Raw genomic sequence first — 16021 nt, forward strand, 5'->3', positions numbered from 1 at the left:
TGCGGTGCGAGAGTAGGATAATCGTCGCGCAGCCGGCGAAGTCAGTAGCGTATCGCACGGCAAGGTGGCCAGGTGCATGGCTAAGGTCGCGCTAGTCAATTGATCGTCTGGTTCATGACTGACCATCCTTGGAAGGGTCCTTGATCTGCAAAAACCACTCATCAAAGGCGGCCTGAGCCGCCTCGCGCTTCTTTCGCGCGATGCGTGCCAGTTGGCGCGACTTGACAGCCTGCAATCTCTCGGCCGCCTCCTGTACCGATGTCTCGTTGAGGTAGCGATAGAGATTTGCTGACAGTTTTGGATTGCGTCTTGCTCTACGAACCAAAGCCGTTACGACTTCATCACCGTCATGTTGTTCAAAGCAAGCGTCAAACGCACGTTGCGGTTTGCGGCCCTCGGCGATGATACGCGCGGCGTAGTTGACGCGGGCCGCAAAGCCGTCAGGATCGCGGGGTGGCATGGCGTCCTCCCTCGATCACAGTCAACTTTGCTCTGGTGTCGGCGCGCTGCCGCTGCTCTTCCACCATTCTTACAGCAGCGTGCACCAAGCCAAGGAAGCGGCGGATTGCAGCTTCATCGGCCTCGGGGAAATCGGCACAGTGGTAGGGAACAAAGTCCGCATCATAGCGGGCTTCGTCGGTGTGGATGCCGGACGCGCTGATCGTCGACAAATAGTCGGCGATTTCTGTTTCGGAAAACGCGGATCGCGGGGCGCCGCTGTTGTCACAGTATCTGGCGCTTCGCTCCTGATAATGTTTTCGGTGGGCCATATAGTTGTGGACGCTGATGCGGTGCAAAACGTAGGCCATGCTTTGAACAAGTGCGCGGTCGTTGAAGCCGGTACCTGATTGAGTAATGACGAGTGCGCCGAGCCGCGCGAGCTCGCCCAGCGAAAAAAGACGAACGGACATGATGATGAACCTTTAGCCAGGTGAACGGAGGAGGAGGGAACCGCGCCGAAGGGCGCGGTTCTTGGGCCGCTTGTCAGGCGGCTTCCTCGTTGGCGGCGGGGAGAGAAGCCGCCGTCGCAACCTGGCTTTCGAGCTTCGGTGTGCGCAGCGGCGCGGGAAGCCACCCGGACCCGCTCATGGCCTCTGCTGCCTTGTCGACCAGTTCTTTTTTCGGCAGCTTGGCGAGCGCTGCGAGCGCAATGTCACGCTTTTGCGGATTCTGGATGCCGGTGATTTCCGGTGCAGCTTCCGCCATGGCATTGACGAGAACGCCTTTCGAAACGCGCCCGAAAAACGCGGCGTCTGCCGTCCACCATTCGCGCATATCGAGGTTCAGGCGGTCTGCCAGATTGTCCGCCCACTTTTTGCGGCTGCGAGCAAAAGTGTCGATCTGCGGGGTGTGGGCGTCGATGGTTCCGGCAACACCAACGGCAATGATATCCATGATCTCGTCGGTTGATGCGTCCATGAGGGTGTCCCAAAGGGCTTGCTCGTCGCAGGGCAAGCCGCCACGCAGACGTTCGACATGCGCCTCGTAAGCCCGACCGGCCAGGCTTTCCGCCTGTTCCCCAAGATGGGACGTGCCGATGTGCATTTCCGTGATCGGGCAATGCTCGCGCATCGGCGCCGTGCGCATGTGCAAGGCAAACTCATAGGCACCAAACCGCAGGGCCACATCCTGATTGTCCGCAAGGGTTGCGCGCAGCGCCGCAGTACGCGCCAAGGACAAGCTGCCAAGAAGGGCTTGGCTGAGGTCGGCGGTCAACTCCCGCTGCTGTTCCTTTTCCGCTTCTTCCGTGGCCGCACGTTCGGCCTTGCGGCGCTCGATTTCGGCGGTTATCTCGCTTTCATCCGGCGCTTCGGCGCTGCCGCTGTCCGCTGCCTCCTCTTCGCCAGCCGTTTGCCGGTCCGCAATGATGTTGTTGCGGATACGCGCGCGTTCCTGCAATTCGGCCAGTCGTGGTTTGTCTTCCGGCTCAACCAATCCGCGCCGTACCTCGACCGAGCCGTCATGCCCGATTGTGCAGACAATCCCCGCAAGCGCTATTTCGTCGGGTTTGTAGCGCCGGATGGTGGCAGCCCGCCCGATCAGTTGGGCGATGGTGTCACGCTCATCATAGAGTTCCGACAATTTTTCGTCGTTCTCATACACCATGGAATAGGCTTCCTCGGCCTCATCGGAGAGAAATTCGCCGTCATCATTCGTATAGGGGGCTGCAAGTGCCCTTTCCTGTGCGTCGATCTGCGCGTTAAGTTCATCCTGCTTGCCTTTAAGCTCGAGCGCTTCCGGCGTTTCGACAGGAACCAGTTCGCCGTGAATGTTGCCGAAACGCTCCATCACCCGATAGTCGTAATCGAGACAGGCAAGGCCCCATTTCCAGCCTTCCTGCCGCGCAACTGCTTTTGCAGCACGGTCAAGTTTTTCCTCGGCCAGTCGGGTTAAAAGGGCGTTATCCTTGAAGAACACGTCCTCATTGAAAAGGTCGGTCACAATCTCTCCGCCAGCGCTTTCGTAATCCGCGCGGCCAACGAATTTCGCAATATTGCTGCCGTCAAGGCTCGCGGCGCTGTCCGTCAGTGCCTTGCGGATGAGATCGGGACGCAGGTTCCAGTCCTGACTTCGCTCGAAATAATCCACCTGCCGCTGATGATCATCGGTGATCGCAAAGGCTTCGGTTTGCATCAGCGTCAGTTCGCCGCCCTTGTAGGCCGCGATGATCTGCGGGGCGACCTTCGCCAGTTTCAAGCGGCGGTTGATGTGATGCAACGGAACGCCGAAGCGCTCGGCCAGTTGGTCGCGGCTCGCCTGTTCTTCCTCGATCAGGCGGCGGAAAATCTCGGCCTCCTCGGCGGGATGCATCTGCTTGCGCTCGACATTTTCGGCCAGCGAGATTTCAGCCGCGTCAATTCCTTGCCTGCGGAACATGACCTTGATGGGGAAATCTTTGGTGATGAGCTTGCGCTTGAGAAGGTCACGAAAGGCGCGATAGCGTCTGCCGCCAGCGACAACGCCATACCTTTTGCCGTCCGGCTCGACCACAAGCGCGCTGATCTGGCCGTGATTGAGCAGCGATGCGGCGAGGGTATCAACGGGGCTTTCATCATCGGCGCGAACGTTATTCTTGCTCATCACCAGTTTGTCGAGGGTGGTGAAAAAATCCTGTTCTTTGGTCATGAATTGTCTCTCCTCAATTGGGCGTGGGCAGGCTCCTGGCCTGCTCCCGCCTGTCGAAGGGACGCGGGGGATGGCTAAAAGCGCCCGAGGAGGGGGCGCGGTGCGCAACGCGGTTGCGCCTTCCGGGGTGCGACCGACTTGCTGCATCGCAAGCCCTGAGCAGGCGCTTTGCGACGGCAAGGGGGAAAGGCCCCCTTGGGTCGCTTTCGCTCACGATCAAAGAACCATGACGGTCGAACGCTGCGGGAAGGGGGCAATGAGGCGGTCAGGCGAGGCTGGTGTTGGCGAGGATCCAGTCGAGCAACAGCTTGCTTGTCGCCGCTGCGTTCTTCTCGCTGATCTGAGGCGGTCTGATCTCGAAGACAGGACCAATTCGTCGCATGCGCGGCACCGTGGCGGCCTTTGCCGCTTCATAGTCATCGGTGTCAAATCCCATGGCCTCTATGATCAACCGCGGTGCCGGCCGATCACGGATGCTGATATCGAGAATGAAATCCGGCCGGCAGGGACCATCTTCCGTCGAGACAGCAAAGAGTGGCTTGTGAATGGCAATCTTCATGAACGGGGCGGCTTTGGCGAGGGCGGCCTGCGCCCAGATCAGAAAATCGAGAACCGAGCGCTCGAAACCACTTTCGACGGGATAGAGTGTATCGCCGCTATAGACGGGCTGTGCATAGGCCTGGACCGCCCGCATTGGCCCTTCGTTGTCGTCGCCGTCGTCGAAATTGATGATCGTGAGGAACGGCCCGCGATTTTTTGGATCGCCGCGCAAGGGACGGCGAACCCGAGTCGCGACATCGATGTGGCCAGCAAGGGAAGCTGGATAGATCTTGCTTTCCGTGATGCCCGTCGCAGAAACTGTCATGAAAGCAGTGGGCCGCTGCGTTGACGGCCAATCGGGCTTGGACTTTTTAAAGTTCCGTTGCCAGAAGCTCGTTTCGTCAAAGTAATCGGTCGCCCAGGTCGAGAGCAGGCTGGAAAGCCGCCATGTCCGCAGCGCCTTCAGCGATTTTGCGTGCGCCTTGATGCGCTTGGCCTGATCGGTGAGTTTAGGGATTTGTTCCTGATCCTGAATTGGCGGTATCCTGTTGAGGCCCGCACCGTCGAGCAGCCGCCACAGCTGTATGCCAAGCGCTGACGGTCTGTCGCTGCGCGTCGGTGCAACCGGAGCGATTGAGGCATCGCGATCTGCAATTTTGTCGGCAACCGCAGGCAGTCCATCGAAATATGATGTGTTTTTCGGGATTACCGGCCGCAGAAAGAACCTTATATCGGCCTTCGTTGCTCCGTATTCCCTGTCGAACCGAAACGGACAACCTTCAGCGTGGTTGGGTCTGTCTGAACGAGCAAGCGGATCACCAACGGCGCGCGACAGCCGCTTAAGCGTGTAGGTGTGGGACTGGCGAACGGGAGCGAGGAGCGGTCTATGGTCTCCCTGCAGGCAGTCACAGGCGATCCAGCCGTCGTTGCTGTGCGCACTCTTGATCACACCGAGGGCCGCTTCATCGTCCTTGTCGCTGGAGGAATTGTCATACCATCGCCGCAAGGACAACGCGTCGAAATCGTCAATATCGGCGATGGTGTAGGTCGGGTGCTGGCGAAGAACGACTTTCATAGGGTCTCGTCCACGTTTTTCAGCGAAGCCAAGGTGGCCGCGTATCGCACGAAGCGGACAGGCGCATAAAAATCATCCTGCCACAAGTGACCACTAAATCCAACTAGAGTATGTTTTTTTCGAAAAAGCGCAGATTGGAAAATGCGGCATTTGTGACGGTCCCAATCTCTTTCTTTTCCGTTAGTTACGAGTCATCATCCGCCACTCATGGCGGCGTTCAATAAATAGACCAGTATCAGCTGTGAGCTAGAGGATAACTAGATGCCAATATACAAAGGCCAGCTGGAGAAAAGTGTGGAGCTGGCAATCTTCGCAACGCGCATGGCCGCCGCCTTGAAGGCAATGCGCAAACGTGACCGCATCAAGATGAAGGACTTGGCCAGACGCGTCGGCATATCAAGTACCCATATGACGAAAATAATGCGAGGCCAGGCGAATATCTCCCTGAGCCTGCTTTACTGTTTTTGCAAGGAACTTGATATTCCAGTGACCGACCTGATTGGAAAGTGGGCCGACGGGTCGACCGAAATCCCGGAGAGCGTAAAGGAGGATGATCGCCGGGATTCGGGCCGGAAAGATTATGATCCAGTCCTTTATTGAGGTAATCGCCTTGGCGGTTACAGCACATAAACGATGCGCACGACCGTGCCCTTTTCGGGCGCCGAGGTAATTTTTAATTTGCCGGCCATTGTCCTGACGAGCTCCACGCAATTGGTCAGCCCAAGCCCAACATGAACCCCTGCCTTTGTCGAGAAGAACGGCTCCCGGGCCTTGGCGAGAATGGAAGCGGGCATGCCAACCCCGTTGTCGATGACGGTAAGAACGAGCTGCGCGCGTCGCCAGAACCGATGCCGGACTTGTGCTTTAATCATGATCAACGGATCCGATTTCCGTGCAACGGCGTTGACGGAATTTCGAACCAGTTCGTCAATAAGCAGATGAAATTGGTATGCGGGGACGATGACAGCACCCGCGTCATCTTCAATTTCCATTTGCAATCTGACCGGGCAGTTTTTCTCGATATCGCCGAGCAGATCGCCAAGTGCAGCGATTTTGGACCGCGTCCGCGCATGGCCCATGGTCATCATGCCTTCGTTGATCTCATCAAGTTCAGCGATCGTGCTGCGGGCGGCGGCCAAGGCATCCGGCGATTGAGGACAATCGCGGTTCAGGAATACGCGCAGCGCTGCAATGCGCGATCGCGTCATATGCGCGAACAGCGACGCAAACGATCGGATATGATGATCCTTTCGCCGCGCAACGGAACTCTGCTGCAGTATAAAAAGCAGCGCAATGCTCAAAACCAGAATGGCCACGGCGAAGAACAGCTTGTTTCTGATTGCCCTGGCTTCAATGGCGGCAGTGGCACGCAACGTGAGGCTGTGGGCGAGCGTTACGCCGGAGATGCGGAAGACGTCGGTTTCAAATTTTGCAATGGATTGCAGGGCTTCATCCAACTCATCATTTGCTTTGATATGAGGCAAAAGCGTTTCATTGATCTGCGCCACAGTCCGCTCAAGCATATCTATTTCTGAAGTGTCGAGAAAGCGGTCTACATATTCCAGTTGCAACAATGCCTTCAGGTTGAAGGCCAGCAACATGACTTCAGGCAGGAGGCGTGGTTGCGGTTTATTGGTGGCGTTAGCGATATAGAGATATCCCTTGATCGTGGCGAGCTTCTCGCGTGCCTGCGATGCGCGGTCTTGAATCTCGAAGGTTTGGCTCATGATCTCATCGGTCTGCACGCGGTAGAGGTCAGCGCGCAAAAACGACCAGAAACACAGTCCGGCCGCAACGACCAGCACAACGTAGACGATGGTCGTGAGGTATTTGCCCCATTTCATCATCAGTCAGCAGGCCTCAGCTTAACGGCGAACCAGACCCAAATCGAGTTGCGGGCGGGAACATAGGATTTCGGAAGCTGATCGAGCGGCCAAACGATGTAGTAAGGCCCGCCATCATCAAGCGAAAGCGGCTTGAAATCTTGGCCTTCAGTGCAAGCGCCACTTGATCGATCCGCATCGCTGCAGGATCTTTCGATCGCCACGATCGGCGCGTAGGCAGTGATTTCTTCGTTTGTGATTTTGGTAATGAAATTATCGAATGCTGTTACCTCAACGCCGTCGCGTCCGTCGATCTTGTTCTTGGCGACGACATCTTTCAGGAACGGACCGCGGAATGTGAATTTTTCGCCGGCCTTGCTCCAGGGCGTCTCTGTATCGATCTCGTGTTGAGGGAAATCCTGTTTCAGCTGATCAAACGCGTAGGTCGCAAGTTTGTCGCCGGCTTTGTTTTCGATGCTGATGGCGGCTGGATCATGCCCGGCAGACAATGCAGGGGCGGAAATAATTGCGATCGCACATAAGCTGGCCGGGATCAGTTTAGGCAATTGCATGGATGTCCTCCGGTTGATACTCTCGCGGGTCGGTATTGCGAGAAAACAGCACACAAGGACCGCTTGATCCGCGTGGATCGTAGGCAAAGCCTTTGTCGGCCATCGCGCTTGTGACTGCCCTGACACCCTCCAGGCCATATAGATGGTCGTGAAATTCCAGAAAAACGCGTTCAACGCCGGGCAATCTGGCACGGGTAAGCAAATCCAGCTCTGCCCCTTCTATATCCATGACGACGAGGTCAATATCAGCGCGCGTGATAACCTCGTCGATGTTGGAGGACTTGACCTGGATCGAGTCGATGTAGGGTCCTTGATGCTTGATCAGTGACGACATCCATAAGTCTTCACGCACATAGAAGGTAAAATCGCGCGACGGTCCTGCCGTTAGCAAGCCATGCTCCAATTCCACATTGTTCCGGTTGTTGGCACGGATGACTCTCTTGGCCAAACGGACAGTGTGGGGATTGGCTTCGAAAGCCATGACGTGGGCGCCCTCAACCCCCGCGAGAAGGGAGGTGATGACCCCTATTCCGCTTCCGAGTTCGAGAATGCGGTCATTTGGTTTTGCGGCTTTCAGCGCCCACCGGGCTTCCTTCGCTTCGTAGGATCCGTCTTTTAGAGCTGACCATATAACGTCGGATACATCATCGGGTGAAATCGGGACGTGAAGCCCATGCAGCCTGAAAGTGCTCGGCATTACAATCCTTTCGGTAGTGCGCCTTGCTTGAGAAGTTTGGCGCGGGCGCGTTTGTAATGCCTCTCGGCCGATTCTCCATTGATGCCGAAGCGATTGCCCAGTTCGTCGTAGATTTGCCTCCGGGTCTTGCCATCTGGTCGCTGCCGCACCCAATTCAGGATTTCCTGTTCCCGTGGGGTTAGTTCGGAATAGACAAATTCGGGTGGCCCAGTTGTTTCGTCGGAAAAACGAACGCTTTCGCCATGATTGGCAACATCATCCAGAACATCCACCATAGATCCGGGCCTTATGACATTCTTGGCAAGATAGGCCAGAACACCGAGTTTCTGCAGGGCTTGCCATTCTTCGTCGGTGTCGGATCCGGTAATGACAAAATGCATCGCGTCGGGCGATGCTTCCATAATTGTTTGAACCACTGCAATGCGGTCCGCCTGTGACCTCGGGTCAAACCCGGGCAAACCGGGGTCAATGACGACTAAATCGAATTGATTAGTCTCCAGCATATCCATGGCTTGAGACATATTGGCGGCACCTTGTACAAAACAAGTGGCCAAAGCAGCTTTCAACTCGTCAACGAGAATTGTGCGCATAAGGTGCTGATCCTCAACAACCAGCACATTTTGCACGTATTCTGTCGTCATTTCCATCATTGCATTGCCCTCGGTGCCGCAACAATTTGTACCGTCGATGTCTCCAACAGACGTTTTGTGGCCTTTCGAAAGAGAAAGCTAGGGGACATTCGTGTCCCCCTTCGGGACAGTCGTGTCCCCTTTTACGCATAATCCGTTTGGATTAGTCTTAACCCATGAATGGCTGTTCGGGGAAGGCTAAGCGTGACGTTATCGATCCTGGCCTCAGATGGTGTCCTTGTGGAAGGTGAAGAACAGCCGGTGTTGATGGTCATCCGCCGGCACACCCTGACGAGACAAGAGATCGATCGGCTCTATGGGGAATGGGCTGATTGTGATGAATTGAGCGATCGGTGCCTGGAACTCGAAAGACGGCTAAACGCCGCGACAGATGCTGAACAGCTGGCACGATCGGAATTTTTGCATCATCCGGCGACGACGCTTGAAGATGTGGCTCTCAAGGTGAAGCACGTCCGGTTCCTTCTCTCAGATGGCGACGAGGCACTGGACAGGCACGAACTCGATGCCCTGTTGCAATCGCTGGCGCTCCGACGCAAAAAACGGTGACATGTGGTACCGAAGTGGACTTTCATGGATTTTAGAAACCACAACGGTCTGTTCACTGGCGCCGACGCTGCATTCCGAAAAGAGCTGGGGCCGCTTATCGACCTGTCTGACGAGCTTCAACGACGTCTCGATGACTATAGGGCCGCTGAAAGTCTGGCTGAACAAAGCGAGCGCTGGGAAAAGGTCGAAGACGCCCACCGCGAGATCATGGCGACATGGCGGTTATCCTTTTTGCGGGCGCGTAGCGCGGTCAATGTCCATCTTGCTGAAATGGGACTGAACGTCTTAAATCCCGAGCACGAGAACTTGCGAAAAACTGTGCAGGACCTGTGTCAGCCATCGGTCACAATGGCCGTATCCCTGCTACAATTTGAAGATGCGCGGAAGGAAAGAAGGGCGAACCTGGCACAGAATACTGACTGGTAGTCAATTCTCAATCTCATAACGGGCAAATAAGAATGCCGCGACAATACCTTGCGCCGCACCTTGAATTTCCCGACCGGCTGATGGTTAATGGTCTAGATTGAACCAGTAGCGTTTTTTCACGCCTTGGCCATTCTTGATATCAAAGAAGTAGGGTTCCGCGCGGCGTTTGCGCGGCTGGAAAATCGTCTGCAGGCAACTGTTTTCCCCGGCGCCGGCGGTAGTGCGATACTGGATCCTTTTGAAGTTCTTCAAAGCATTCCTATCCTGGCAAACATTGACCATTTTTTCGCAACGGTTCGGTTCCGAGCGATTGCCGTCATGTCCGGATTCGGAATAGGCCACTTTGAAGCCCGCAGGGCAGTCTTCATAATTTTCTCGGCCGGGTCTGCCGGTTCCGGAGCTGGGGCAAATCGGCCATGAGAATCCGGGCTTGGCCATCGCCGCGATCAGCTTGTACATCGGCGGTTTGCAGTAGGGAACGCCGTGCCACGATGGATTTGCCGATGCGGCACACAAGAGAACCTGACATCCCCAAGGTGCGTCATCGGCGCTTGCTTCCAGCGGAGCGAATGAGACGACGGTTGCCAAGGCGGCGGCAGCAAAAGAATGTGACTTCATGCGGGTGTCCTATCTCCGTTAGATTTTGAGGCAGGCCTTCATGGCGCGACCCATTCATTTTTGATCCTGGCAAACTGCAGTTGCTTCGTTGTAATTTGACCGCCATTGCCGCCATTGAACTCGGCAATGCAGACGACGCCAGCCGCATTTGTGGACCGATTGCATTGTCCCAGCTTCACGATCGCCTTGGGCCAGAGGATCTTACCGGTCTCCGCAACTGAAACTTTGCGCATTGCTGCGGTAGCTTGTTCGTCTGTCGGCACATCCAGTTGCGGAACTGCAGCGACAGGTTCAACTGTCATGCTGTGGACGCCATAACCGGCGCCGAAGCCAATACCCAAGGCGACGACGGTGAGGATGGACAATGTTTGTGCGCGGGTCATTTCGGTTAGTCCTCCGTTGTCAGACCAAGCCGCTGGAGGATCAGCGTCGCGTTTTTCTCGCAGTCATTGCGCCATTCCGGTTTGGTGGCGCACGCGTGTGCGTACGTCGCGATCGCCGATGATGAAGACTGCGGCAACAGCTTGTATCCGAGGTGCATGTACTCCTTCTCGCGGTCGCTCGCACAGCCCCGACCAGCAGCACCACATTCTCCGGGATCGAGTTTTTGTGGCGGCTGCGCGGGCTGTTGCAACGTTTGGCCGGATGCTGTCGCGACGACCGACAAGAAAAGTGCAGCGAGGGCGGCCGTTGAAATGGCAGGGCGGTTTCTCATCGTATGTCCTCTTGGCGTAATGTCTTTTCCTGCCCTGCAACACTGCGCAAGACAGGAGGTAAGGGGAGGGGAGCCAGCGTTATTCCGACATCGCCGAGCGAGTGCACTGGATTCGCTTTTTCATAGCGATACCGCCACGGCGGCAACAGCCCTTGAGCCGACCACACGCCGAAACCCAGGCCACGCGCTTTGCGTTCAAGGTCGAAATACGCGGGCACCTGCGGTTCATTCGGGTAATTGTAGGCATACCCGATGCCATCGGAAATCGCTGATGCGGCGAGATTGACATCGCCGACAAAGCAATGCGCAATGATAACGTCATTGCCGGCACGTATCAGGGGCGCACAATTAACATCACGGCGCAGCGTGCGCAGTATCAGCCATGATCTGGAAACCTGCCCGACCGGCCACTCGATACCATCACTTGTGGCAGTCTGCTCGATTTCCGGCGCTTCATATCCTGCCAGGCGAACTGTTTCCTTCTGTTCGGTAAAGGCGAGCGATTTCCCATCAATCACGCGGACGCGACCGTATAGCTGCTCGGGCAAAGGCTTGCCTTTGCCCGATTCTTGCGCCACGGCTGACTGATGAGCTCCGGCCAACAGGGCCGCCAACATAATCGCTTTCCCAAATCCCGTCATTTATGACCTGCCGTCGACTTTTGCGGGTAAAGGATGCTCATGGGGTGAGGCATATCCGAATAGACCCACAATCCGGATCGCGTTTCGCCGGCCGTTTCTTCGGCAGTTCGATACGCAGGTACGACAAACGTCCCATTGCCCGCCACTGCCGCAAAACCCCATCCTTGGGCGATCATATAGGTGGCAAGATCATAGCCGCGATTGCCCGTCGTGGTCTGACAAACGACGACATCGTTGCGCTCATCAAGTGACCTTATGCTCGTACAGACAGGCTTCGTGTCTCTGATCAGCGCTTGAGCCATGATGAGGTTGAGTTCGCCACAATCCCGCTTTACGCCCTGTGAAATCGTCACCTGAGTCCCGCGAATGCATGATTGCAGACCATATAATCGGTAGCGCTTGCCTTTTGACACCCATGTATCTCCGGTTTCAAATGATGCATCATCCGGAAAGCGCATAAAGTGCGAACCAGTCGGGGCGGCTTGTTTGGTCGGTACTGGTGTTGTCTGCGCCTGTACCATCGTAACTGGTGGTGCCAAGGAAATATTGTATTGGTCCAGATCAAGCAGTCCGGTGTTCACGGCGAAGACTGCGGAGCCAGTTAATGTTAAAGCAAAGATCATGGTGCTTATGCGCATCTAAGGGTTGATCGGATTGTTTCGATATCGCTCACCATAGGGATGAGTGAACAGGGTGTTGGACCAGATACCGGACCTGGCTTGTTTGGCCGCGGCCTCGAACGAGGCATTGTCGGCGATGAGGGGTTTTCCCGCCCCATCTCTGGCGGCAAAGGCTGTGCCTGCAAGCACGAGATAGCCAGACAGACTGACCACCTCGCCGTTGCGCTTTTCAAAGAAGCATTCAGCAAACTTGATTGGTGACGGCGTGTTGCTTTTGGCAAACACGTGACAAGGGAACGCATCTTCAGCGCCTTGGATGGCGACACCCAACGCACCGGACAGCCCGATGATGGAGAACCGCGCGCAGCTGATGTTGGATGCCAATGATTGCGTTGATAGACATCCTTGTGCACCGACCAATTTGACGATCGTGCCGTCTTCGGCAAGAAAGGCATTTCCGGTGAGGGCGCTTTGCGGTCTGATGGTTTCGAGTGCGAGATCCTTGCGCGCAAGATCGACGGTAAGTGGCGATGGTGTTCGCGGGATTCGGTCCTGTCCCTGGCTGTAGGCGACGCTATAATAGGATACGAATTTCTCGACAGCTGTTATCTGGCCTGACGGGTTTTCCTGGCCCATTGCTGTGCCGGAAACCGCGAGCGTCATCGCAGCGAAAGTGATCAAGTGGGATCGCATTCTATGCATCGATGACCTTACATTTTCTGTCGCAAACAGCTATATTCCAAGAAAAATCAATCTCTAGATGTATTCTATTATCACACTCTAGTCTGATTTTAAATAGTCGCGAGAACGGAAAAATGAGGCAGATCAAGATTGTTTTAGCAGGGCTGTTGATTCTTCTCATCGGCACATTTTATCTGATGCGCAGCGCCGCGCAGGGGCTGGTGCTCGTCGTCCGCTGTGCCTTCACACTCTTTGGTATCATCGCACTGTTCGGCATGGGCTGCGTGGTTTTGGCAAGCCTGTACCCCAACACGGCACTTGCTGAATTCTTGCACTGGTTAATGCCGCCCGTTCTGGCTGTCCCGCTTTTCTTCGGCTTTATCGTTCTTGCTATGATGATGTCTGGGCCAAAGACACCAGGACAGCGCCTTGATGCCGAGCTGCGGCGTCAAAGAGATGGGGAGCGTCAGCGCAAAGTAATACAGGATCAAGGCGCTCAGCGTAACGGCTATAAGGCTAGCGCTCATTGAGCATGTTAGTGTCCCGCACCTGCCTGGGCGCGTGGAGCGTGCTGGGCTCGAGTTGTTTTGTTCCTGACGTTTCCACGGTGGCTTCCGCCGATGGGCGAAGCCAAAGTAGATTGAAAGGCCCGTGTGATGCCGTCGCGTCAATTTTGCAAGTTCGACGCGACGGCACCTGCATCTGCCAGCTTCCTGCTACGAAACTCAGAGTCGACGGGATTGAGCTTAGGGCAAGCCTCGCGGTCGGACGTCCAAAAAGACGGACTCTCGCCCGGGCTCTCCGCTTGGTCAATATCAAGGTGAATTCTAGTCCACGCTCAGTTGATCAGCCGACATCTTGCCTGACTTTTTATCCTGAACCACTTCGTAGCTGACTTTCTGTCCATCGTTGAGCCCACGCAATCCAGCGCGCTCCACGGCTGAAATATGTACAAACACATCAGTACCACCGCTGTCAGGCTGGATAAATCCAAAACCCTTGGTGGCGTTGAACCATTTAACGGTGCCGGTAGCCATCTTCGCATCCTCTTTTCTGGAAACCACAACGTATCGAGTGCGGGACAAAGGATCAAGCCGCGGCGCTGCTACTTCAGAAAAGCCTGTCCGCTTTCTGCTCGCGTCGGCTGGGACCGACAACATTGGTGTCACCACGCATTAGTTAACTTTTTTCTGGCGTTTGCTATCCAAGAAATGTAACTAGAGTTTGTTTATTGTCTTGAGTGGCGCTCGTTGCGGTGCCCGACCGCAAGGTGATTCATGGAGAAACCACCCAAAGAGGAGGTCAAATCGGAGGCGCTTCAATCGCTAGAAGCCCGGGCAGCATCCGGTGCGACCTGGCAGATCCATGCCGATGGAATTGACGAGGACGTTCGGGAAGCCGCCGAAGCATGGCTGAATGCCGGCAACGGCGATGTTCTGGCGGCGCTCCTGCTCGTGACCGAGCGCATGATAGTCATCAGCCGTCACGCTTCGCGTCGCATGGAACGTGGCCGATTATCGGTGCATCCGCCTATCGGTGCCAAACCGTGACGGCAGCGCATTCGACAGACGGTCGATCGAGAGACAGTGCCGCCCACAAGGCGATTGACGCGATCGGCCACGGATTTCGCGCGTCGGTACGGACGAACATTTGGTACCGGGTCAGCGCATCGGGATTTTGCGAAGCTTGTCAGGCCGATACGCGTGGTGTCGGGCTTTTCGTCGGACCGGAGAGCTACTTTACTGCGCGCTATGAGGGGCGCGAAGCCAGCGACTGGTGGCCGCTCGGCAAGTTTGCTCTGGTGCGGTCGGCAAAAGGCCTCGACCCACGCATGACTGGCTTTATCGAACAGTCGTCATCGAGATTCCTTCGAGGGGCGCATGGTGCCCTAAAACACCATTGCGAACATTGCGACGCTATTGTTCCGGATGAGGCTTTTGACCTGGCTTTGATGGAGCGGTTTTCGGATCGGGCTTCGAAAGACGAACTGCAGGAGGTTGGCAGTTTTCTGATGATTGAAGATGCCGTTCTGGTGAGTTTGCTGGACGATACGACTGCGCCGCGGCGCAAGCGGACGCGAGAAGGGTATTTCTCGCTGGCACGTTTGCAGGCCTCGGATGAGGTGGGTGAAGTTTTCACTGTGGATCTGCATCATAACATCGCCGCCAACGATTACGCCATTTTGATCAAGAGCGATGATGGCAAGGAAATCATGGCGCTCGGATTCTCCGATGGCGCCTATGCGACGATCGATGATGCCGTGTCATGCCTGGGCGTCATGGGCTACGTGGTGTCCGAGGTAACCGAGATTTCGTCGTTCTCTATTGTCTCGCGCGTCGCGACGCTGCTGGTGATCCGTGGCCTGAGAGTAGCGGGATACACGATCGACGATGACGGAGCTGTCTGCGCTGACATCAGGCGTGAAGTGGCTGATTTGTGTTCGGGGAACTGATTTATGAGAACTTGCAAGGCGACAGTGAAAGGACGAGGTGGCACTTTTGGCGGTGCGATTGCGGCTCTCGCGGTTTTGGCCGGATGCGCGTCGCAACCGGTCGACAGAATGCGGCCGCCTGAACCCTATACGTATTTGCAGCTGCGAAACTGCAAGGTGTATCCCGGTTTCAGCGAATGCCGTCTGATGTTGCTGACACAATATGGTCCGGTGTCATTCGGACCGGTCCAGATGCGGGGGCGCTCGAGCAACGGGCCGCCGGCCGGGTATCAGTATCAGGTTCTTGGCTGCGCACCGGTGCAGCGGGCTGTTCCTCCATTGCCAAACTATAATTGCGAGATTTCAAAGATCAGCGGCGGTTTGTCGGCTGGAACCGTGTTGGTCAAGGGCGGAACCGCCGTCAGGCTCGCAAAGCATCTAGGCGACCTCCAGCAATTGGACTACCGATGGAAAAAAGATCCCTGGAGCCGCGTCGATGGTTAAGCGTTGAATAGCGAATGCGGGTCATCGCCGGCGCTCGATGCATCAGAAGCAACCACTTCGCCCTGGATATTGTCGTCTTCTAGTTTGGTTATTTTAACTTCCGAGAACAGATATTCTAACTATCGAGTCGTTTTTTGTTTGTTTTTTAAATTAGAGTGTGATTTTTTGATGTCCAACATGAATTGGCAAAGGCACGCCAGCTCAACACTGAGCAACGCTACGATCGGTGAGTGGATTGATTCGGCAGGGACATATCGCCAGCATTTTCGCACCAGTGTTATTGGTCGGCGTCGCCGGCTCTAACGGTCAGGCCATCGTGCGGATTGCTCATTCAGCTGCGACTGCCCCGATTACGC

At 55.8% G+C, this 16021-nt stretch carries 22 protein-coding genes; 7 read left to right on the forward strand and 15 right to left on the reverse strand.

Annotation, left to right across the window (positions count from 1 at the left end):
* Nucleotides 1-112: 112 nt before the first annotated feature.
* The 4 genes from CU103_RS25295 to CU103_RS25310 all read right to left on the reverse strand — a co-directional run bounded on the left by CU103_RS25295 (nucleotide 113) and on the right by CU103_RS25310 (nucleotide 4741).
* Nucleotides 113-460 carry a hypothetical protein gene (locus CU103_RS25295; protein ID WP_106666795.1) on the reverse strand — a complete coding sequence of 116 codons (348 nt, stop codon included), beginning with the start codon at nucleotides 458-460 and terminating at the stop codon, nucleotides 113-115.
* On the reverse strand, nucleotides 441-911 hold the full coding sequence (locus CU103_RS25300) for a hypothetical protein (RefSeq protein ID WP_106666796.1): 471 nt from the start codon (nucleotides 909-911) through the stop codon (nucleotides 441-443). Before CU103_RS25300 ends, CU103_RS25295 begins: the two co-directional genes overlap by 20 nt.
* A gap of 73 nt (nucleotides 912-984) precedes the next feature.
* Nucleotides 985-3126: a ParB/RepB/Spo0J family partition protein gene (locus tag CU103_RS25305; protein ID WP_170117125.1), complete on the reverse strand. Its 2142-nt coding sequence runs from the start codon at nucleotides 3124-3126 to the stop codon at nucleotides 985-987.
* Nucleotides 3127-3391: 265 nt separating this feature from the next.
* The gene (locus CU103_RS25310) at nucleotides 3392-4741 is read right to left on the reverse strand and encodes a hypothetical protein (RefSeq protein WP_106666798.1); all 1350 of its coding nucleotides are present in this window, start codon (nucleotides 4739-4741) and stop codon (nucleotides 3392-3394) included.
* Nucleotides 4742-5002: 261 nt separating this feature from the next.
* On the opposite strand from CU103_RS25310, the gene CU103_RS25315 reads away from it, so the two are divergent.
* Nucleotides 5003-5341: a helix-turn-helix domain-containing protein gene (locus CU103_RS25315; protein WP_106666799.1), complete on the forward strand. Its 339-nt coding sequence runs from the start codon at nucleotides 5003-5005 to the stop codon at nucleotides 5339-5341.
* Nucleotides 5342-5358: 17 nt separating this feature from the next.
* On the opposite strand, the gene CU103_RS25320 is transcribed toward CU103_RS25315, so the two are convergent.
* Genes CU103_RS25320 through CU103_RS25335 form a run of 4 tightly spaced genes read right to left on the reverse strand, consistent with a single transcriptional unit; the run spans nucleotide 5359 to nucleotide 8483 of the window.
* Nucleotides 5359-6588 carry an ATP-binding protein gene (locus CU103_RS25320; RefSeq protein WP_106666800.1) on the reverse strand — a complete coding sequence of 410 codons (1230 nt, stop codon included), beginning with the start codon at nucleotides 6586-6588 and terminating at the stop codon, nucleotides 5359-5361.
* Nucleotides 6588-7136 carry a putative pterin-binding protein gene (locus tag CU103_RS25325; RefSeq protein ID WP_106666801.1) on the reverse strand — a complete coding sequence of 183 codons (549 nt, stop codon included), beginning with the start codon at nucleotides 7134-7136 and terminating at the stop codon, nucleotides 6588-6590. The genes CU103_RS25320 and CU103_RS25325 overlap by 1 nt, the downstream gene beginning before the upstream one ends.
* Entirely contained in the window at nucleotides 7123-7833 is a 711-nt protein-coding gene (locus tag CU103_RS25330; RefSeq protein ID WP_106666802.1) for an FkbM family methyltransferase, read from the reverse strand. The genes CU103_RS25325 and CU103_RS25330 overlap by 14 nt, the downstream gene beginning before the upstream one ends.
* Nucleotides 7833-8483: a response regulator transcription factor gene (locus CU103_RS25335; RefSeq protein ID WP_106666803.1), complete on the reverse strand. Its 651-nt coding sequence runs from the start codon at nucleotides 8481-8483 to the stop codon at nucleotides 7833-7835. The genes CU103_RS25330 and CU103_RS25335 overlap by 1 nt, the downstream gene beginning before the upstream one ends.
* Nucleotides 8484-8666: 183 nt before the next feature.
* On the opposite strand from CU103_RS25335, the gene CU103_RS25340 reads away from it, so the two are divergent.
* Both CU103_RS25340 and CU103_RS25345 read left to right on the forward strand, forming a co-directional pair.
* Nucleotides 8667-9029 (forward strand): hypothetical protein, encoded by a 363-nt coding sequence (locus CU103_RS25340; RefSeq protein ID WP_106666804.1) that lies wholly within the window; start codon nucleotides 8667-8669, stop codon nucleotides 9027-9029.
* A 24-nt stretch (nucleotides 9030-9053) separates the two neighbouring features.
* On the forward strand, nucleotides 9054-9455 hold the full coding sequence (locus CU103_RS25345; RefSeq protein WP_106666805.1) for a hypothetical protein: 402 nt from the start codon (nucleotides 9054-9056) through the stop codon (nucleotides 9453-9455).
* A gap of 84 nt (nucleotides 9456-9539) precedes the next feature.
* Here CU103_RS25345 and CU103_RS25350 read toward each other — a convergent pair whose 3' ends face one another.
* From CU103_RS25350 to CU103_RS25375, 6 genes are read right to left on the reverse strand one after another with little or no spacing between them, the layout of a single operon-like run.
* Nucleotides 9540-10073 (reverse strand): hypothetical protein, encoded by a 534-nt coding sequence (locus CU103_RS25350; protein ID WP_106666806.1) that lies wholly within the window; start codon nucleotides 10071-10073, stop codon nucleotides 9540-9542.
* Between the two features lie 38 nt (nucleotides 10074-10111).
* Nucleotides 10112-10456 (reverse strand): hypothetical protein, encoded by a 345-nt coding sequence (locus CU103_RS25355; RefSeq protein WP_106666807.1) that lies wholly within the window; start codon nucleotides 10454-10456, stop codon nucleotides 10112-10114.
* A gap of 5 nt (nucleotides 10457-10461) precedes the next feature.
* Nucleotides 10462-10788, reverse strand: coding sequence for a hypothetical protein (locus tag CU103_RS25360; protein ID WP_106666808.1), 327 nt, complete (start codon nucleotides 10786-10788; stop codon nucleotides 10462-10464).
* Nucleotides 10785-11405 carry a nuclease gene (locus tag CU103_RS25365; protein WP_106666809.1) on the reverse strand — a complete coding sequence of 207 codons (621 nt, stop codon included), beginning with the start codon at nucleotides 11403-11405 and terminating at the stop codon, nucleotides 10785-10787. The genes CU103_RS25360 and CU103_RS25365 overlap by 4 nt, the downstream gene beginning before the upstream one ends.
* Nucleotides 11406-11425: 20 nt before the next feature.
* Complete coding sequence (locus tag CU103_RS25370; RefSeq protein ID WP_245449000.1) at nucleotides 11426-12052, reverse strand: thermonuclease family protein; 627 nt, start codon at nucleotides 12050-12052, stop codon at nucleotides 11426-11428.
* Nucleotides 12053-12067: 15 nt separating this feature from the next.
* On the reverse strand, nucleotides 12068-12742 hold the full coding sequence (locus CU103_RS25375) for a nuclease (protein ID WP_146147865.1): 675 nt from the start codon (nucleotides 12740-12742) through the stop codon (nucleotides 12068-12070).
* A 122-nt stretch (nucleotides 12743-12864) separates the two neighbouring features.
* Here CU103_RS25375 and CU103_RS25380 point away from each other — a divergent pair, with 122 nt between their 5' ends.
* The gene (locus CU103_RS25380) at nucleotides 12865-13260 is read left to right on the forward strand and encodes a hypothetical protein (RefSeq protein ID WP_106666812.1); all 396 of its coding nucleotides are present in this window, start codon (nucleotides 12865-12867) and stop codon (nucleotides 13258-13260) included.
* A gap of 297 nt (nucleotides 13261-13557) precedes the next feature.
* Here the strand turns inward: CU103_RS25380 and CU103_RS25385 are convergent, their stop codons facing one another.
* The gene (locus CU103_RS25385; protein WP_106666813.1) at nucleotides 13558-13767 is read right to left on the reverse strand and encodes a cold-shock protein; all 210 of its coding nucleotides are present in this window, start codon (nucleotides 13765-13767) and stop codon (nucleotides 13558-13560) included.
* Nucleotides 13768-14007: 240 nt separating this feature from the next.
* Here CU103_RS25385 and CU103_RS25390 point away from each other — a divergent pair, with 240 nt between their 5' ends.
* Genes CU103_RS25390 through CU103_RS25400 form a run of 3 tightly spaced genes read left to right on the forward strand, consistent with a single transcriptional unit; the run spans nucleotide 14008 to nucleotide 15665 of the window.
* The gene (locus CU103_RS25390; RefSeq protein ID WP_106666814.1) at nucleotides 14008-14280 is read left to right on the forward strand and encodes a hypothetical protein; all 273 of its coding nucleotides are present in this window, start codon (nucleotides 14008-14010) and stop codon (nucleotides 14278-14280) included.
* Nucleotides 14277-15182, forward strand: coding sequence for a hypothetical protein (locus tag CU103_RS25395; protein WP_106666815.1), 906 nt, complete (start codon nucleotides 14277-14279; stop codon nucleotides 15180-15182). Before CU103_RS25390 ends, CU103_RS25395 begins: the two co-directional genes overlap by 4 nt.
* A 3-nt stretch (nucleotides 15183-15185) precedes the next feature.
* Entirely contained in the window at nucleotides 15186-15665 is a 480-nt protein-coding gene (locus CU103_RS25400; RefSeq protein WP_106666816.1) for a hypothetical protein, read from the forward strand.
* Nucleotides 15666-16021: the final 356 nt, after the last annotated feature.

It is taken from the genome of Phyllobacterium sophorae, from assembly GCF_003010965.1.
Taxonomy (GTDB): domain Bacteria; phylum Pseudomonadota; class Alphaproteobacteria; order Rhizobiales; family Rhizobiaceae; genus Phyllobacterium; species Phyllobacterium sophorae.

Bases quoted from the DNA above. Each gene is read 5' to 3' on its own strand.
- CU103_RS25295 (WP_106666795.1), bottom strand. From the start codon at position 460: ATGCCACCCCGCGATCCTGACGGCTTTGCGGCCCGCGTCAACTACGCC.
- CU103_RS25300 (WP_106666796.1), bottom strand. From the start codon at position 911: ATGTCCGTTCGTCTTTTTTCGCTGGGCGAGCTCGCGCGGCTCGGCGCA.
- CU103_RS25305 (WP_170117125.1), bottom strand. From the start codon at position 3,126: ATGACCAAAGAACAGGATTTTTTCACCACCCTCGACAAACTGGTGATG.
- CU103_RS25310 (WP_106666798.1), bottom strand. From the start codon at position 4,741: ATGAAAGTCGTTCTTCGCCAGCACCCGACCTACACCATCGCCGATATT.
- CU103_RS25315 (WP_106666799.1), top strand. From the start codon at position 5,003: ATGCCAATATACAAAGGCCAGCTGGAGAAAAGTGTGGAGCTGGCAATC.
- CU103_RS25320 (WP_106666800.1), bottom strand. From the start codon at position 6,588: ATGATGAAATGGGGCAAATACCTCACGACCATCGTCTACGTTGTGCTG.
- CU103_RS25325 (WP_106666801.1), bottom strand. From the start codon at position 7,136: ATGCAATTGCCTAAACTGATCCCGGCCAGCTTATGTGCGATCGCAATT.
- CU103_RS25330 (WP_106666802.1), bottom strand. From the start codon at position 7,833: ATGCCGAGCACTTTCAGGCTGCATGGGCTTCACGTCCCGATTTCACCC.
- CU103_RS25335 (WP_106666803.1), bottom strand. From the start codon at position 8,483: ATGATGGAAATGACGACAGAATACGTGCAAAATGTGCTGGTTGTTGAG.
- CU103_RS25345 (WP_106666805.1), top strand. From the start codon at position 9,054: ATGGATTTTAGAAACCACAACGGTCTGTTCACTGGCGCCGACGCTGCA.
- CU103_RS25350 (WP_106666806.1), bottom strand. From the start codon at position 10,073: ATGAAGTCACATTCTTTTGCTGCCGCCGCCTTGGCAACCGTCGTCTCA.
- CU103_RS25355 (WP_106666807.1), bottom strand. From the start codon at position 10,456: ATGACCCGCGCACAAACATTGTCCATCCTCACCGTCGTCGCCTTGGGT.
- CU103_RS25360 (WP_106666808.1), bottom strand. From the start codon at position 10,788: ATGAGAAACCGCCCTGCCATTTCAACGGCCGCCCTCGCTGCACTTTTC.
- CU103_RS25365 (WP_106666809.1), bottom strand. From the start codon at position 11,405: ATGTTGGCGGCCCTGTTGGCCGGAGCTCATCAGTCAGCCGTGGCGCAA.
- CU103_RS25370 (WP_245449000.1), bottom strand. From the start codon at position 12,052: ATGATCTTTGCTTTAACATTAACTGGCTCCGCAGTCTTCGCCGTGAAC.
- CU103_RS25375 (WP_146147865.1), bottom strand. From the start codon at position 12,742: ATGCGATCCCACTTGATCACTTTCGCTGCGATGACGCTCGCGGTTTCC.
- CU103_RS25380 (WP_106666812.1), top strand. From the start codon at position 12,865: ATGAGGCAGATCAAGATTGTTTTAGCAGGGCTGTTGATTCTTCTCATC.
- CU103_RS25385 (WP_106666813.1), bottom strand. From the start codon at position 13,767: ATGGCTACCGGCACCGTTAAATGGTTCAACGCCACCAAGGGTTTTGGA.
- CU103_RS25390 (WP_106666814.1), top strand. From the start codon at position 14,008: ATGGAGAAACCACCCAAAGAGGAGGTCAAATCGGAGGCGCTTCAATCG.
- CU103_RS25400 (WP_106666816.1), top strand. From the start codon at position 15,186: ATGAGAACTTGCAAGGCGACAGTGAAAGGACGAGGTGGCACTTTTGGC.